This is a genomic window from Pseudomonas sp. 1D4 (genome assembly GCF_001728925.1).
GTDB lineage: Bacteria > Pseudomonadota > Gammaproteobacteria > Pseudomonadales > Pseudomonadaceae > Metapseudomonas > Metapseudomonas otitidis.
The window spans coordinates 1-14,488 of sequence record NZ_LXJQ01000034.1 but is presented as its reverse complement, the minus strand read 5'-3'; the positions used below and the strand labels follow the sequence as shown (position 1 = coordinate 14,488).

General features: G+C 67.1%; 17 protein-coding genes. 8 read left to right on the top strand and 9 right to left on the bottom strand.

Annotated features, from left to right (window positions below; all coding sequences use genetic code 11):
* Positions 1-31: 31 nt before the first annotated feature.
* Positions 32-862: an undecaprenyl-diphosphate phosphatase gene (locus A7D27_RS17335; RefSeq protein WP_069562577.1), complete on the bottom strand. Its 831-nt coding sequence runs from the start codon at positions 860-862 to the stop codon at positions 32-34.
* A 236-nt stretch (positions 863-1,098) separates the two neighbouring features.
* On the opposite strand from A7D27_RS17335, the gene A7D27_RS17330 reads away from it, so the two are divergent.
* The 3 genes from A7D27_RS17330 (at position 1,099) to A7D27_RS17320 (ending at position 3,897) form a co-directional block, all read left to right on the top strand.
* Complete coding sequence (locus A7D27_RS17330; RefSeq protein WP_069565554.1) at positions 1,099-2,730, top strand: methyl-accepting chemotaxis protein; 1,632 nt, start codon at positions 1,099-1,101, stop codon at positions 2,728-2,730.
* Positions 2,731-2,812: 82 nt separating this feature from the next.
* On the top strand, positions 2,813-3,376 hold the full coding sequence (gene pnuC / locus A7D27_RS17325; RefSeq protein WP_069565553.1) for a nicotinamide riboside transporter PnuC: 564 nt from the start codon (positions 2,813-2,815) through the stop codon (positions 3,374-3,376).
* Positions 3,373-3,897: an AAA family ATPase gene (locus A7D27_RS17320; protein ID WP_069562580.1), complete on the top strand. Its 525-nt coding sequence runs from the start codon at positions 3,373-3,375 to the stop codon at positions 3,895-3,897. Before pnuC ends, A7D27_RS17320 begins: the two co-directional genes overlap by 4 nt.
* Here the strand turns inward: A7D27_RS17320 and A7D27_RS17315 are convergent.
* The 5 genes from A7D27_RS17315 to A7D27_RS17295 all read right to left on the bottom strand — a co-directional run bounded on the left by A7D27_RS17315 (position 3,877) and on the right by A7D27_RS17295 (position 7,025).
* Positions 3,877-4,353, bottom strand: a complete 477-nt coding sequence (locus tag A7D27_RS17315) for a DUF3429 domain-containing protein (protein ID WP_069562581.1) — start codon at positions 4,351-4,353, stop codon at positions 3,877-3,879. The genes A7D27_RS17320 and A7D27_RS17315 overlap by 21 nt on opposite strands.
* 65 nt (positions 4,354-4,418) lie before the next feature.
* Entirely contained in the window at positions 4,419-5,738 is a 1,320-nt protein-coding gene (locus tag A7D27_RS17310) for a sensor histidine kinase (protein ID WP_069565552.1), read from the bottom strand.
* Positions 5,735-6,403: a response regulator transcription factor gene (locus A7D27_RS17305; protein ID WP_069562583.1), complete on the bottom strand. Its 669-nt coding sequence runs from the start codon at positions 6,401-6,403 to the stop codon at positions 5,735-5,737. The genes A7D27_RS17310 and A7D27_RS17305 overlap by 4 nt, the downstream gene beginning before the upstream one ends.
* Entirely contained in the window at positions 6,403-6,717 is a 315-nt protein-coding gene (locus A7D27_RS17300) for a PepSY domain-containing protein (RefSeq protein ID WP_069562584.1), read from the bottom strand. Before A7D27_RS17300 ends, A7D27_RS17305 begins: the two co-directional genes overlap by 1 nt.
* Entirely contained in the window at positions 6,717-7,025 is a 309-nt protein-coding gene (locus A7D27_RS17295) for a PepSY domain-containing protein (protein WP_069562585.1), read from the bottom strand. Before A7D27_RS17295 ends, A7D27_RS17300 begins: the two co-directional genes overlap by 1 nt.
* Before the next feature lie 200 nt (positions 7,026-7,225).
* Here A7D27_RS17295 and A7D27_RS17290 point away from each other — a divergent pair, with 200 nt between their 5' ends.
* The 3 genes from A7D27_RS17290 to A7D27_RS17280 are packed head-to-tail and all read left to right on the top strand — an operon-like array spanning position 7,226 to position 9,475.
* Positions 7,226-8,305, top strand: coding sequence for a hypothetical protein (locus tag A7D27_RS17290; protein WP_069565551.1), 1,080 nt, complete (start codon positions 7,226-7,228; stop codon positions 8,303-8,305).
* Between the two features lie 26 nt (positions 8,306-8,331).
* Positions 8,332-9,258 (top strand): hypothetical protein, encoded by a 927-nt coding sequence (locus A7D27_RS17285; RefSeq protein ID WP_069562587.1) that lies wholly within the window; start codon positions 8,332-8,334, stop codon positions 9,256-9,258.
* The gene (locus tag A7D27_RS17280; protein WP_240915582.1) at positions 9,218-9,475 is read left to right on the top strand and encodes a DUF5329 family protein; all 258 of its coding nucleotides are present in this window, start codon (positions 9,218-9,220) and stop codon (positions 9,473-9,475) included. The genes A7D27_RS17285 and A7D27_RS17280 overlap by 41 nt, the downstream gene beginning before the upstream one ends.
* 12 nt (positions 9,476-9,487) lie before the next feature.
* Here the strand turns inward: A7D27_RS17280 and A7D27_RS17275 are convergent, their stop codons facing one another.
* The 3 genes from A7D27_RS17275 to hmpA are packed head-to-tail and all read right to left on the bottom strand — an operon-like array spanning position 9,488 to position 12,134.
* Positions 9,488-10,678 carry an NnrS family protein gene (locus A7D27_RS17275; RefSeq protein WP_069565550.1) on the bottom strand — a complete coding sequence of 397 codons (1,191 nt, stop codon included), beginning with the start codon at positions 10,676-10,678 and terminating at the stop codon, positions 9,488-9,490.
* On the bottom strand, positions 10,665-10,904 hold the full coding sequence (locus A7D27_RS17270; protein WP_069565549.1) for a hypothetical protein: 240 nt from the start codon (positions 10,902-10,904) through the stop codon (positions 10,665-10,667). The genes A7D27_RS17275 and A7D27_RS17270 overlap by 14 nt, the downstream gene beginning before the upstream one ends.
* A gap of 48 nt (positions 10,905-10,952) precedes the next feature.
* Complete coding sequence (gene hmpA, locus A7D27_RS17265; RefSeq protein ID WP_069565548.1) at positions 10,953-12,134, bottom strand: NO-inducible flavohemoprotein; 1,182 nt, start codon at positions 12,132-12,134, stop codon at positions 10,953-10,955.
* A 148-nt stretch (positions 12,135-12,282) separates the two neighbouring features.
* Between hmpA and norR the strand changes: the two genes are divergently transcribed.
* Together norR and queD are read left to right on the top strand one after the other, a co-directional pair.
* Entirely contained in the window at positions 12,283-13,839 is a 1,557-nt protein-coding gene (gene norR / locus A7D27_RS17260) for a nitric oxide reductase transcriptional regulator NorR (RefSeq protein WP_069565547.1), read from the top strand.
* Positions 13,840-13,928: 89 nt separating this feature from the next.
* Positions 13,929-14,285, top strand: a complete 357-nt coding sequence (gene queD, locus A7D27_RS17255) for a 6-carboxytetrahydropterin synthase QueD (RefSeq protein ID WP_069565546.1) — start codon at positions 13,929-13,931, stop codon at positions 14,283-14,285.
* Positions 14,286-14,488 lie beyond the last annotated feature (203 nt).

Below are 14,488 nucleotides of genomic sequence, written 5' to 3'. Positions count from 1 at the left end.
CTTCATCGATGCGGCGAATACCTCGGCCTCGTCAGGCCTGGGCGGTGCTCCAGTCCACCACGCCGAAGACCCAGGTGGCGAGGATCAGCAGGCCGAAGCCGATGCGGTACCAGGCGAACACGGCGTAGCTGTGGCTGGCGATGAACTTCAGCAGGGCACGCACCGCGAGCATGGCGAAGATGAACGACACCACGAAGCCCAGGGCGAATACGGGCAGGTCGGCAAGCTGGAACAGGGCGCGGTACTTGTAGCCCGAGTAGACGGCCGCGCCGACCATGGTGGGCATGGCGAGGAAGAAGGAGAACTCGGTGGCAGCCTTGCGCGAGAGGCCGAAGACCAGCCCACCGATGATGGTGGCGCCGGAACGGGAGGTGCCGGGCACCAGCGCCAGGCACTGGGCGCAGCCGACCTTGAGGGCGTGCTTCCAGGTCATCTCGTCCACCGTGTCGACTTCGATGGAGTGCTGCCGGCGCTCGGCCCAGAGCATGACCACGCCGCCGATCACCAGGGCGGTGGCGACGGTGATGGGGTTGAACAGGTGATGGTGGATGACGTCGGCGAAGGCCACCCCCAGCACCACGGCGGGGAAGAAGGCCACCATCAGGTTGAGGGTGAAGCGCTGGGCGCTGCTCTGCCGCGGCAGGCCGATCACGATGTCGAAGATCTTGCGCCGGTATTCCCAGACCACAGCGAGGATGGCGCCGAGCTGAATGATGATGTTGAAGGCTTTGAAGCGCTCGCCGCCGAAGCCGATCAGATCCGCAACGATGATCTGGTGGCCGGTACTGGAGATCGGCAGGAACTCCGTCAGGCCTTCGACGATGCCCAGCAACAGGGTCTGGAAGGCGGTCCACAAATCCATCGAATCTCCCCAGGGCGCACGCGGTCGTGGCCCGACTAAATTAAGTGCGTTGGTGTTGGTGCGGCTGGGCTGCCGAGCGGCTCTATGACCGACCTTGGTCGACTGGGTTCCCGAGGCCCCGACCGTCATGCTCAGGTTTGGGGCGAAAAGGCCGAAATGCTATCAGACAACACGCCTGCAGCGCGCCTCTGACGCCTTAGGGAAAAAACAACAATGTCGCGGGGAGTACCTCATTCATGAATCTGCGCAGCCTGCCCATCAGCCAGCGACTCTGGCTGATCCTCGTCGTTGCCGTGTCGATGCTGCTGGTCCTCGGGGTGCTGATGCTCCGCCAGAGCCATGAGGACCTGCTCGTCGGCAAGGAACTGAAGACCCAGCATGTGGTGCAGACCGCCCTGGGCACCCTGCAGTACTTCCAGGGCCTGGAGGCGGCGGGTACGTTGACCCGCGAGGCGGCGCAGAAGCAGGCGATGGAGGCCATCCGCGGCCTGCGCTACGACAAGACCGACTACTTCTGGATCAACGACCTGGGCCCGCGCATGGTCATGCATCCGACCAACCCGAAGCTGGAGGGTCAGGACCTCTCCGGCTACAAGGACCCGGACGGCAAGCCGCTGTTCAACCTGATGGTGGAGGTGGCCAGAGCCAAGGGCGCCGGCTTCGTCCACTACCGCTGGCCCAAGCCGGGTGCCTCCGACCCGGTGCCGAAGGTGTCCTACGTGCAACTGTTCCAACCGTGGGGCTGGGTGCTCGGCTCGGGCATCTACATCGACGACTTGGAGAGCGAGTTCCGCGACCAGGCGCTCGAAGCCTCGGCCATCGGCCTGGTCATCGCCCTGCTGATGGCCGCCCTGGTGATGCTCATCGCCCGCAGCATCACCCGCCCGCTGAACGACGTGGTGGCCGCAATGGCCGACATCGCCAGCGGCGAGGGTGACCTCACCAGTCAACTGGACACCCACGGCCGCGACGAGGTGACTGCGCTGGCCGGCCACTTCAATGCCTTCACCGGCAAGCTGCGCGGGGTGATCCGCCAGTCCCTGGAGGCTGCCGGTGCGCTGGACCAATCGGCCAGCGCCCTGGGCGGGATCGCCCAGGACGGCCACGCCCACAGCGAGCAGCAGTCCCAGCGCATGGAGCTGGTGGCCACTGCCATCAACCAGGTGACCTACGGCGTGCAGGACGTGGCGAAGAACGCCGAGCACGCCGCCGAGGAGGTGCGTACCGCCGAGGACCAGGCACGCCTGGCCCAGACCAGCATCGACGCCAGCATCCAGCAGATCAGCGACCTGGCCGGCACCATCGGCCAGGCGGTGGAGGTGATCCGTTCCCTGGCGGCGGAAAGTTCGCAGATCGGCAGCGTACTGGAGGTGATCCGCTCCATCGCCGAGCAGACCAACCTGCTGGCGCTCAACGCGGCCATCGAGGCCGCTCGTGCCGGGGAGCAGGGCCGTGGCTTCGCCGTGGTGGCCGACGAGGTGCGCCTGCTGGCCCAGCGGACGCAGAAATCCACGGCGGAGATCCAGAGCATGATCGAGCGCCTGCAGGCCAACTCCGAGGCGGCGGTGAAGGTCATCGACGAGAGCAGCCGGGCCACCCAGGCCACGGTGGAGCGCGCCAGCCAGGCCGGCGAAAACCTGGGGCAGATCGGCCAGTCGCTGCGCAACCTCACGGGCCTGAATGCCTCCATCGCCAGCGCCACCCTGGAGCAGTCCCACGTAGTGGAGGACGTCAACCAGAACGTCACCCAGGCCGCCAGCCTGGCCCACGATACGGCCATGGCCGCCGAGCAGACTCGCAGTGCCAGCCATCAGTTGAACGAGCTGGCCGAACGCCTCGGCCACCTGCTGCGCCAGTTCCGCATCTGAGCCCTCCCCTGCCCCACTTGCCGCCACTGGCGCGGCAGGTGGGAGCCGCTACAATCGCCCCTCCATCGAACGAGGGTCGCCCGTGTCACCGCTTGAACTCTTCGCCGCCGCTCTCGGCGTGCTGGCCGTCTGGCTCACCGCCCGGCAGAACATCTGGTGCTGGCCCATCGGCCTGGTGATGGTGCTGATCTACGTCTGGATCTTCTTCGAGGTGAAGCTCTATTCCGACATGCTGCTGCAGGGCATCTACGCCGTGCTGCAAGGCTACGGGTGGTGGCAGTGGACCCGGGGCGGCGCCCGCCATGACGGCCGCGAGGTCAGCCGCCTGACTCCGGCGCAACTGGCGACGGGCCTGAGCCTGGGTGCCGCCGGCAGCCTGACGCTGGGCTATGTGATGGCCACCCACACCGATGCCGCCGTCCCCTGGCTGGACGCGGCGCTGACCGGGTTCAGCCTGGTGGCCCAGGTGTGGATGGCGCAGAAGCGCCTGGAATGCTGGGCGCTGTGGATCGTGGTGGATGTGATCTTCGTTGGGCTGTTCACCTACAAGGGGCTCTACCTCACCGCCGCGCTCTACGCGCTGTTCACCCTGCTGGCGGTGCATGGCTGGCGGCAGTGGCGCCAGCCCCTGGCGGCTTCGGTATGAAGGTGCTGGTAATGGCCGGCCCCGAGTCCAGCGGCAAGAGCTGGCTGGCCGGCGAGATCGCTACGCGCTTCGGCGGCCGGGTGGTGGGCGAGTACGTGCGCGAGTTCATCGACGAGCAGCAGCGCGACACCTGCTACGCGGACATTCCCCTGATCGCCCGGGGGCAGTTGCAGCGCGAAGACGCGGCGCGGGCCGAGCGACCGGCGCTGCTGGTGCTGGATACCCACCTGCTGAGCAACATCCTCTGGAGCCGCACGCTGTTCGGCGATTGCCCGGCCTGGCTGGAGACGGCCCTGGCCGAGCGCCGCTACGACCTGCACCTGCTGCTGAGCCCGGAAGGCGTGCCTTGGGTGGGCGATGGGCAGCGCTGCCAGCCAGCGCTGGCTGAACGCTTGGCGTTCTTCCACGCCAGTGAGGCGTGGCTGAAGGCCCAGGGGCAGCGTTATGTGGTGTTGGTGGGAGATTGGGCCGAGCGCCGCGAGGCGGCACTGGCCACGGTGTCAGCCTGGCTGGCCGAGTAGCAGGCCGCCCCAGGCCACCAGCAGGCTGGTGACCACGCCGATGGTCAGCGGGCGGCGCAGGGCCGGGTACCAGCCAGGTGCGAGGCCCAGGCGCACGGCACGCAGGTCGGCCAGGTAAAGGCCGATGAAGGCCGGGATGAACACGGCCACCGCCAGGCCAGCGGGCAGCCCGGCGGCGATGGCGACCCAGCCGAACAACGCGGGAATCACCGAGAGGCCCAGTTGCAGGCGCGCGCGGGTGTCGTCCTGGCCGGCGCGCATGGCCAGCCCCCAATGAATGGCGCCCATGAACGCGAGAATGACGGCGGCGTAATCCAGTAACGCAGCCAGTACCAGGGGGCGCCAACCGATCGGGGTCAGCCAGATGCCGAGTGCGCCGGTGACGAAGGGCACCAGCCCGGCGTAGCCGAGCAGCCGGGCCAGGTGCGGCGGATGGGGAGCATCGAATGCATGCATGGGGCGGGTCCTTGTTGGGTTGCCTTCAGACTAGACAGGCCTGATACCAACCGCACTGTGCGCCGTCAACGGTGCGGAACAGGCAGGTCGATGCGCACCCGCAGGCCGCCGAGGGGGCTGCTGTCCAGGCTGAGGTGACCGCCCCAGGCCTCGACGATGTCACGCACGATGCCCAGGCCGAGGCCATGCCCGGCCACCTGTTCGTCGAGGCGGGTGCCGCGCTCCAGCACGGCCTGGCGCTGGTCCTCGGCGATGCCGGGGCCGTCGTCGTCGACGCACAGGCGGTAGCCGTCGGCCTGGCGGGATATCCCCAGCAGCACCTGGGTCTCGGCCCACTTGCAGGCGTTGTCCAGCAGGTTGCCCAGCAGCTCCAGCAGGTCTTCCCGGTCCCAGGGCAGGCGCAGGCCGGGCTCGACGCTCCAGTCGAGGTCGAGCGCGCTGTCGTGGATCATCGCCAGGGTGTTGAACAGGGTCGGCAGTTCCGCGTCGCAATCGAAGTGCGCACCGGGCAGGGCCTCGCCGGCCAGCCGGGCACGCCCCAGTTCGCGGGCGAGGCGCTGCTGGATCTGCTCCAGTTGCTCGGTGAGGGTGGCGCGCAGCTCGGGATGCTCGCGCAGCTCCTCCCGGCCCTGCAGGTTGACCAGCACGGCAAGCGGTGTCTTGAGGGCGTGCCCGAGGTTGCCCAGGGCATTGCGCGAGCGACGCAGGGTGTCTTCGGTGTGGGCCAGCAGGTGGTTGACCTGGCCCACCAGCGGCTCCAGCTCTCGGGGTACCTGGGCGTCCAGTTCGCTGCGCTGACCCTGCTGCAACTGGGCGATCTGCTGCCGGACCCGCTCCAGGGGACGCAGGGCGCGGCGCACGGTGTAGCGCTGCAGGCCGAGGATCAGCAGCAGCGCGGCCAGGCCGAGTGCGACGCCGGTCCACTGCACGCGGCGGAACTCTTCCAGCACGGGGGTGTAGTCCTGAGCGACGACGATGACCACCTGGCGGCCAAAGCGCCGGTAGTCGCCCCGGTAGGTGAGCAGCCGCTGCTCGCGGGGTCCAGGCAGCAGGTCGGTGGCCAGGCCGGCACGCTCGGGCAGTTGCAGTTCGCTGTCCCACAACGAGCGGGAGCGCCAGGGGCGGTCGTCGATGCGGATCACGAAGTAACGCCCGGAAAAGGGCTGCTGGTGGGCGGGGTTGAGCTTCTGCTCGTCCAACTGGATGCCATTGGGACCACGCACCAGGGCAGCGAGCAGGCCCTCCGCTTCGCTGCGCAGGTTGTTCTCCAGGTAACGCCGCAGGCCGTCGTCGAACAGCCAGAGACTGAGCTGGGCCAGTGGAAGGCCAACCACCAGCAGCAGGGCGACCAGGCCGAGGGAAAGCTGGCGCTGGATGGACCTCACCCGGTGACTCCGGTGAAGCGGTAGCCCTGGCCACGGCGTGTCTCGATGACGCTGCGGCCGAGCTTGCGGCGCAGGTGGTTGACGTGGACTTCGATGACGTTGGAATCGCGCTCGGTCTCGCCGTCATACAGGTGTTCGGCCAGGTGGCTCTTGGAGAGCAACTGGCCGGGGTGGAGCATGAAGTAGCGCAGCAGGCGGAACTCGGCGGCGGTCAGCGTCACCTCTTCGCCGTCACGCAGCACGCACTGGCGGCCTTCGTCCAGTTGCAGGCCGGCGGCCTCCAGGTGCGGCTGGTTGGCCAGGCCCTTGGCACGGCGCAGCAGGGACTGGATGCGCAGGGCCAGCTCCTCGGGGTGGAACGGCTTGGTCAGGTAGTCGTCAGCACCGGCCTTGAGGCCTTCGATGCGCTCGGCCCAGGAGTCCCGCGCAGTGAGCACCAGCACCGGGGTGGCGAGGCCGTTGGCGCGCCACTCCTGGAGCACCTCAAGGCCCGGACGCCCCGGCAATCCAAGGTCCAACACGATCAGGTCGTAGGGTTCGCTGATGCCCTGATGCGCGGCATCGCGGCCGTCGGCCAACCAGTCCACGGCGTAGCCCTGGCGGGCCAGGCCGGTCAGCAGTTCATCGGCCAGGGGAACATGGTCCTCCACCAGCAATAGGCGCATCAGTCGTCTTCCTCGTCCTTCAGGATGCGGCCGTCACGGGCATCCAGTTCCAGCTCGCGGACCACGCCATCGGTGGTCAGCAGTTCCACTTCATACACGTAGATATCGTCTTCCTCCTCCAGCTCCGCTTCCAGCAGGCGCGCCCCGGGGTAGAGCCCCAGGGCGCGGTCGAGAAGTTGTTCGAGGGGCATGATCACCCCTCGTTCGCGGAGCCTGAGGGCTTCGTCCTGGTCCAGGTCGCGGGCCATGGCCTGCAGGGTGCAGGTGGCCAGGACCAGGGCGACGATGCCGCTGTAGCGGATGATCAGGCGCATCAGTCGTCCTGGTGGTTCTTCAGAACCTGGCCGTTGGTGGCGTCCAGCTCCAGGTCCCACTGCACGCCCTTGGCATCACGCAGCTCTACCTGGTAGACGTAGCGGCCGTACTCTTCCTCCAGTTCGGTCTCGTTGATGGTGCCACCGGGGTGCTGGGCCAGGGCGGCGGCATTGAGCTTCTCGAAGGACTGGATGGTGCCGGCGTCACGCAGTCTGAGCGCTTCATCCGGCCCCAGGTCACGAGCAAGGGCGAGGCTGGAGGTGGTGGCGAGAACGGCAGTGGCGAACAGGGCAGTAAGGGTTTTCATCGTGGGTTCTCCTTGTGGGGATTGCTGTCTTGAGATGGGCTCACTGTAGCCAGTCGCCATTAATTCAAGCTGAATTCACCGAAGCCCCGCTGCCGGGGCGGCATCGCGCTGCCTGCGGACGCATCATTCACATGCTGAAAGCGCTTGGTCAGCCGGCGCGGGCCACTATAATCGCTGCCTCGCTTTTTTCGGAGGCCCCCATGAGCGCCATTCACATCAAGTCGCCCGCCCTCACCCTGCGCGCCGGCAAGCGAGCGCTGGCCCGTATCCGCGAGCACGGCCTGCAGCCGGCGGATGTGAAGATCCTGCCCGGCGCGGCGGGCGGGCCGAAGGCGCTGGGCATCCAGGGGCTTGACCTGGCGCTGTTCGGCGAATGGCTACCCCGGGCGCCCCAGGAGCGCTCGCTGATCGGTGCCTCGATCGGCTCCTGGCGCTTCGCCAGTGCCTGCCTGCCGGACGCCGCCAAAGGCCTCCGGCGGCTCGGCGAGCTGTACACCTCTCAGCGCTTCCCCAAGGGCGTGAGCATGGCGGACGTGAGCCGCCGCTGTACGGCGATGCTGGACCAGTTGCTCGACGGCCAGGACCAGCAGGTGCTGAGCAACCCGCACTACCGCCTGAACGTGGTGGTGGTGAAGAGCCATGGCCTGCTCGCCCACGACCGTCGGGGAGCGCTGGGCCTGGGATTGTCTTCGGTGATCGGCGCCAACCTGCTGGGCCGCCCGCGCCTGGCGCGCCACTTCGAGCGAGTGATCCTGCATGACAGCCGCCTGGCGCCGCCGCTGGCGGCGCTGAACGACTTCCCCTCGCGCTGCCTGCCGCTGGACGGCGCCAACCTGCGCCACGCGCTGCTGGCCTCCGGCTCCATCCCCATGGTGATGGAGGGGGTGCGCGACATCCCTGGCGTCGGCCCCGGAACCTACCGCGACGGCGGCCTGCTGGACTACCACCTGGACCTGCCCTATCAGGGCGACGGGGTGGTGCTCTACCCGCACTTCACCGACAAGGTCATCCCCGGCTGGTTCGACAAGGGCCTGCCCTGGCGCCGAGGCGATGCCGAGCGTCTGCAGGACGTCCTGCTGCTGGCACCGTCGAAGGACTACCTGGCCACCCTGCCCCACGGCAAACTGCCGGACCGCAAGGACTTCACCCGCTACCTGGGCGACGACGATGGCCGCGAGCGCTATTGGCGCAAGGCCATGGCGGAAAGCCAACGGCTGGGTGACGAGTTTCTCGAGCTGGCCGACAGCGGCCGCCTCGCCGAACGCCTGCTCCCTCTCTGACCCGATCTGCTCCAAGGAAGGAACCCATGAAACTCGCCGTCGCCATCCTGCATGGCATTGGCAGCCAGCCCGACCAGCGCGATGCCGAGGGCCAGTACAGCTATGCCCAGGGCCTTATCGGCGGGCTGCGCCGGGAGCTGGGCGTGGAGGCCGACACCATCGCCTTCCAGAGCCTGTACTGGGCCAGCGTGCTGGACCGCCGCGAACGGGCCTACCTCGACCGCCTGGAGCGCGAACCAGTGACCTGGCGCTGGCTGCGCGAGGCGGTGACGCTGTTCCTCGGTGACGCCAGCGGCTACCGCAAGGTGAGCCAGGCCTACGACACCACCTACGAGGAGGTGCACCAGTGCCTGCGCAACGGCCTCACGGCCCTGCGGGCGAAGGTGGCGCCGACCACGCCACTGGTGGTGCTGGCCCACTCGCTGGGCGGGCACATCTTCTCCAACTTCGCCTGGGACCAGCAGAAGCTGAACACGACGCCCAGTTGTCCGCGCGATCCCTTTCTCGCGCTGGAAACCCTGGCGGGCCTGGTGACCTTCGGCTGCAACATCCCGCTCTTCACCTTCGCCTACGACCCGGTGCGACCTATCCGCTTCCCCGGTCATTGCCTGCCGGCAGGCCTTGAGCGAGCCGCGCGCTGGCTGAATGTGTATGCTCCGGCCGACCCGCTGGGCTACCCGCTGCGACCGCTGCAGAACTATGCCGAAGTCGTGACGGAGGACGTCGCCCTGCCGGTCGGCCCCTGGTACAAACGCCACACCCCTTTGAGCCACATGGAGTATTGGAACGATGCGCGCTTCCACCGTTATCTGGCGGGCCATCTGCGCCAGCTGCTTGCTGCTTGCGACCACCCCGAGCCAGGCCCAACTGGACGCGAAGAGCCAGCAGGAGATCAACGCCCTGCTGGGGTTCGTGGAAAGCAGTGGCTGCCTGTTCATCCGCAACGGCAGTGAGTACCCCGCCGCCGAGGCACGGCAGCACATGCAGAAGAAGCTGAACTACCTGGAAAAGAAGGGCCTGGTGGACAACGCCGAGGATTTCATCGCCCGTGCAGCCACGGAAAGCAGCATGAGTGGCAAGCCTTACAAGGTGAACTGTGCTGGCCAGGAGCAGCTTTCGGCCGACTGGCTGAAACAGGAACTGGCACGCGCGCGCACCGCCCGCCCCTGACCCTCGCCGCCTTCAGCCCGGCTGACCATCAACCCGGGCCCGCCAGAACATCGCCCCGTAGTGCCCAAGGAACAGGGCGAAGGCCAGGATCCAGCAAGCCCCGGCCAGCAGCAGGCTGGCCAGTGGCCAAATCCCGATGCCGAAGACCCGCAGCACCGCCCCCAGGTTGAGCAGGCCGAAGGCCCAGCCCATCGCTGGAGGCGCCACCAGCGCGCGCCCGGTGTGCCCGAGGCTGACCCTCGCCAGCATCCCCAGGATCAAGCCACCCATGGCGCCCACCGCCAGTGCGTGAAGGGCCGGGCTGCTGCCCGCCAGCCAGCCCAGGTGCCAGGCCGCGAGGCCGAACGGCGCTACCACCAGCCAGGCGAATGCCAGGTGCAGTGACCAGAGCAATGGCACCCGCCAGATGCCCCGGTGATACCAGCGCACCAGGCGCAGCAGGTGCCCCGCCCCAAGCACGGCGAACGGCAGAGCCAGGAACGGAACGGGCCGGTTGGCGGCGCCCATGAGCGCCAACAGCGCCACGGCCAGCGACAGCCCCAGAGTGCCCCACTCCAGCCAGGGCCAGGCCTTGACCTGGCTGGGCAGACCAAGCCCGCGCTGGGTGAAGAACGGGATCACCCGCCCGCCGATCAAACCCATCAGCGCGGCCACCAACCAGAGCGCCCCCTGCACACCCTGGCGCTGCCAGGCGTCATTGCCCGCGAGCGTGCCCAGCACCACGACCCCATCGGCCACTGCCAACAGCAGGAGCATCAGCACGACCGGGTAGTTGTTGCGCTGTCGCACCCGCCACAAGCGACGGCCGATTACCCAGGCCAGCAGGGGCAGGAAGACCAGTTGCAGGGGCGCCACTATTACCAGAGGCACACCGCCAAACCGGGCCAGTCGCGCCAGCAGCCATACCGCAAACAGGCCAGCCAGCGGGCGGCCGGCAAGGCCCGGCTGGCCTGTCCAGTTCTGCACGGCGGTGAGCAGGAAGCCGGCAATGATTGCCACGGCAAAACCGAAGGGCATCTCGTGGCGGTGCCAGGCGAGCCAGCCTCCGGTGGGCTGCCAATCCTGAAGTGCTCCGCTCAGCACGCCCAGCCAGGCCGCTACCGCGAGCAACGCGAAGGCACTGCCAGCCAGGAAGAAGGGCCGGAACCCGAGGCGCCAAAGCGGTGCAATGGCCAGTTCGCGGCGACGATCACGCAGTTGCATGGCAGGCCCCCCGATGCAGGCGTTGCAGAGCGGTGAGACGGATGACATAGCCGACCTTGATCAGCGAGGGCCCCAGGATGACCAGTCCATGGGCCAGCACCTGGGCTGGCAGCGCGAGGTAATGATCCAGCCCGTAGGCACCGACGACACCAACCAGCAGCAGCGCGAGGCCGGCAGCCAGCAGGCGGTGGGCCAGGCTCAACAAGGAGCAAGGGACAGGGCACATGGTGAACACCTCCAGTAAAGGCCCGGCACCGGGGTGCCGGGCGGCGGTTCAGGCATCCAGTTCGGCAGCCGGGCCGAAGAACTCGTAGTGACACTGCGCAGCCGGCACGCCCAACGCGGCTAGGTGTTTCTTGACCATGGCCATGAAGGGCTTGGGACCGAGGAAGTACGCCTCGACATCGCGGGAGGCGGGCAGCCACTGGGCGAGTTGGTCGCGGCTCAACAGGCCGATGGCATCGGCCCGGTCACCGGCGTTCGGTTCGCTGAGGCAGGTGTGGAGTCGCAGATTCGACGTGTGCGCGGCCAACTCTTCCAGCCAGGGGCGGAAAGCCTGCACGGAAGCATTGCGGGCGCAGTGGATGAAGTGGATCGGTCGACCGCTGCCGTGGGCGGCTTCGAGCATGGCGAGGGCGGGGGTGATACCGACGCCGGCACTGATCAGCACCAGAGGCTTGCGGCCGGGGCGCAGGATGAAGTCGCCGGCGGGGGCGAACAGTTCGAGGGCATCACCCTCCCCGACCCGATCGTGCAGGTGGTTGGATACCTTGCCATTCGGTTCACGCTTGACGCTGATGCGGTAGTCGCGACCGTTGGGGGCGGCGGACAGGGAGTAGTTGCGGCGTACCTCCTGCCCATCGATGTCCAGCCGCAGGCCGATGAACTGGCCGGGGATGAACGCCTGGACGGGGCCGCCATCGGCGGGAGCCAGGTAGAACGAGGTGATCTCCTCGCTCTCCACCACTTTCTGCCGCACCACGAAGCGACGCCCGCCCCGCCAACCGCCTTCGGATTCGGCATTGGCGGAATAGACCTCCTCCTCGGCAGCGATCAGGAGGCTGGAAAGCTGCTGGTAGGCGTCGGCCCAGGCGGCGATCACCTCGTCGGTAGCGATCTCCTCGCCCAGCACTTCACGGATCGCCCGCAGCAGGCAGGCGCCGACGATGGGGTAATGCTCGGGCAGGACCTGCAGGGCAACGTGCTTGGCGACGATGCGCCCGACCATCGGCCCGAGGACGTCGAGGCGATCGAGGTGGCGGGCGTACGTGATGATGCCGTTGGCCAGGGCGCGCGCCTGGTCGCCACTGGCCTGGTGGGCCTGGTTGAAGAGGACACGGACCTCGGGATACTCGGTCAGCATGATGCGGTAGAAGTGGGTAGTCAGCGCTTCGCCGCCGGTTTCCAACAGCGGGATGGTGGAAGTGACGATTGCACGGGCTTGGCTGGAGAGCATGGGAGTTTCCCTTGTGGTGTGATGGTTCACCTTGTCTATTCCAGTTTTCGTTCCAGAAAATTTTCCCTTTATATTCAGCTAGTTGCATTTATACGGGTTAATTTGACTACACTTGGCACCATGTCCTGACGACACGCCTGGAGTCATTATGACTGCGCCATCCTTGCTGCAAACCTTGCTTCCCCTGGTCAGCGACCTCTCCCGCGACCTGCCTGAACGCGAGCGCTATCGTCGCTTGCTGGAAGCCCTCCGCGAATTGCTGCCGTGCGATGCCACGGCACTTCTTCGCCTGGAGGATGAACACCTGGTGCCGCTGGCAGTGGATGGGCTGAGCCTCGATACCCTGGGCAGGCGCTTCCGCGTGGTCGATCACCCCCGTCTTGCGGCCTTGCTGGAACAGCGATCCCCTACGCACTTTCCTGCGGACTGCGACCTGCCCGATCCCTACGACGGGTTGGTGGAGGGCCATCACGCGCACCTGGAGGTGCATGATTGCCTGGGGTGCCCGCTCTACCTCGATGAGCGCCCATGGGGTTTGCTGACGCTGGATGCCCTGGACCCGTCGCGCTTTTCGCAGCAGGACCTGCAGACACTGGAGCAATTTGCCAGCCTGGCTTCCGCCACGGTGAAGGCTGCGGAGCGCATGCATGACTTGGAGCGTCGCGCACAGGACGAACGGCAGCGGGCGGATGCATACCGCCAGGCCGCCGGTGAGCCGGCGCCTCGTGAGCTGATCGGTCAGAGCGCTGCGCACAAGGCGCTGCTGGCGGAGATCGCAACGGTGGCGGACAGCGAGCTGACGGTACTGGTGACCGGGGAAACGGGGGTTGGCAAGGAGCTGGTGGCCCAGGCGATCCATGCCCGCTCGGCTCGGCACGGGATGCCGATGGTCAGCCTGAACTGCGCGGCGCTACCTGACACGCTGGTGGAGAGTGAGTTGTTCGGGCATGTGCGTGGTGCATTCTCCGGTGCGGTGAGTGATCGTCGAGGCAAGTTCGAGCTGGCCAACGGGGGGACGCTGTTCCTCGATGAAGTGGGCGAGCTGCCCATGGCCGTCCAGGCGAAGCTCCTGCGGGTGCTGCAGAGCGGGCAACTGCAGCGCGTCGGCTCGGATCGGGAGCATCGGGTGGATGTGCGGGTCATCGCAGCCACCAACCGGGAGCTGGCCGAGGAGGTCAGGCAAGGCCGTTTTCGCGCCGATCTGTACCACCGGCTGAGCGTGTATCCGTTGCTGGTCCCGCCATTGCGGGAGCGTGGACGGGATGTGCTGCTGCTGGCGGGCTTCTTCCTCGAACGCAACCGGGCCCAGCTCGGGCTCCGCAGCCTGCGCCTGGCGGCAGACGCACAGGCCGCCCTCCTCCGCTATGACTGGCCAGGGAACGTGCGGGAGCTGGAGCATCTGATCGGTCGGGCGGGGCTCAAGGCGCTGGCTGCCGTGCGCCCCCAGCGACCACGCATCCTGACGATCGACGCTTCCGACCTGGCGCTGCCAGCGCTCCAGGAAGGCGTGACTGCAACATCCAGTGCAATCGAAGCAGGTGCCGGCAAGGTCCGTGACCTGAGGGAAGCCGTCGATGATTACCAGCGACGCCTGATCGAGGCGGGACTGCAGCATCATCAGGGCAACTGGGCAGCTGCGGCACGCGACCTGGGGCTGGATCGCGCCAACCTTCTACGACTGGCGAAACGCCTGGGCCTTCGCTGAAGCCTGGGCTGGCGCCGGGCGGTACGAAAACACAGGTCACACCTGATACACTCGCGCCCCCGAAATCCCTTTCAGCCAGGGCGCAGCAGTTGGAAATCTTCAAGGAATTCATCTTCGAGGCAGCCCACCGCCTCCCCCACGTACCGGCAGGACACAAGTGCGGCCGTCTCCATGGTCATTCGTTCCGAGTCGCCCTCTATATCGAAGGGAACGTTGATCCCCATACCGGCTGGATTCGGGACTTCTCGGAGATCAAAGCGCTTTTCAGGCCCATCTACGAGCAACTGGACCACAACTACCTGAACGACATCCCCGGCCTGGAGAACCCCACCAGCGAGGTACTGGCCAAGTGGATCTGGCAGCAGGTCAAGCCGCTGATCCCGGAACTGAGCCGAGTCCGCATACACGAGACGTGCACAAGCGGGTGTGAATACCGGGGGGATTAAGTCACCACTGTGAAAGCCGCCAATAGGCGGCTTTTTTGTGTCTGCGCAGTAGCGAACGCCAGGAGGTGGGCGGTCGACGGATGGGAGCTGAACACCGACACGCAGCTTTGACGGGGTACCCTTCCACAGGGATAAACAAGACTCAGCGGAAAGCTCGCAGACTCGAATGATCTGGGGTCGCTCTTGCGCGATTTTCCCCCGCT

What these genes read in the sequence shown, in the direction of transcription:
- A7D27_RS17330 (WP_069565554.1), top strand. Translation starts at nt 1,099, where the DNA reads ATGAATCTGCGCAGCCTGCCCATCAGCCAGCGACTCTGGCTGATCCTC.
- A7D27_RS17275 (WP_069565550.1), bottom strand. Translation starts at nt 10,678, where the DNA reads ATGCAACTGCGTGATCGTCGCCGCGAACTGGCCATTGCACCGCTTTGG.
- norR (WP_069565547.1), top strand. Translation starts at nt 12,283, where the DNA reads ATGACTGCGCCATCCTTGCTGCAAACCTTGCTTCCCCTGGTCAGCGAC.
- A7D27_RS17305 (WP_069562583.1), bottom strand. Translation starts at nt 6,403, where the DNA reads ATGCGCCTATTGCTGGTGGAGGACCATGTTCCCCTGGCCGATGAACTG.
- A7D27_RS17300 (WP_069562584.1), bottom strand. Translation starts at nt 6,717, where the DNA reads ATGCGCCTGATCATCCGCTACAGCGGCATCGTCGCCCTGGTCCTGGCC.
- A7D27_RS17295 (WP_069562585.1), bottom strand. Translation starts at nt 7,025, where the DNA reads ATGAAAACCCTTACTGCCCTGTTCGCCACTGCCGTTCTCGCCACCACC.
- hmpA (WP_069565548.1), bottom strand. Translation starts at nt 12,134, where the DNA reads ATGCTCTCCAGCCAAGCCCGTGCAATCGTCACTTCCACCATCCCGCTG.
- A7D27_RS17290 (WP_069565551.1), top strand. Translation starts at nt 7,226, where the DNA reads ATGAGCGCCATTCACATCAAGTCGCCCGCCCTCACCCTGCGCGCCGGC.
- A7D27_RS17270 (WP_069565549.1), bottom strand. Translation starts at nt 10,904, where the DNA reads ATGTGCCCTGTCCCTTGCTCCTTGTTGAGCCTGGCCCACCGCCTGCTG.
- A7D27_RS17335 (WP_069562577.1), bottom strand. Translation starts at nt 862, where the DNA reads ATGGATTTGTGGACCGCCTTCCAGACCCTGTTGCTGGGCATCGTCGAA.
- A7D27_RS17320 (WP_069562580.1), top strand. Translation starts at nt 3,373, where the DNA reads ATGAAGGTGCTGGTAATGGCCGGCCCCGAGTCCAGCGGCAAGAGCTGG.
- A7D27_RS17285 (WP_069562587.1), top strand. Translation starts at nt 8,332, where the DNA reads ATGAAACTCGCCGTCGCCATCCTGCATGGCATTGGCAGCCAGCCCGAC.
- A7D27_RS17315 (WP_069562581.1), bottom strand. Translation starts at nt 4,353, where the DNA reads ATGCATGCATTCGATGCTCCCCATCCGCCGCACCTGGCCCGGCTGCTC.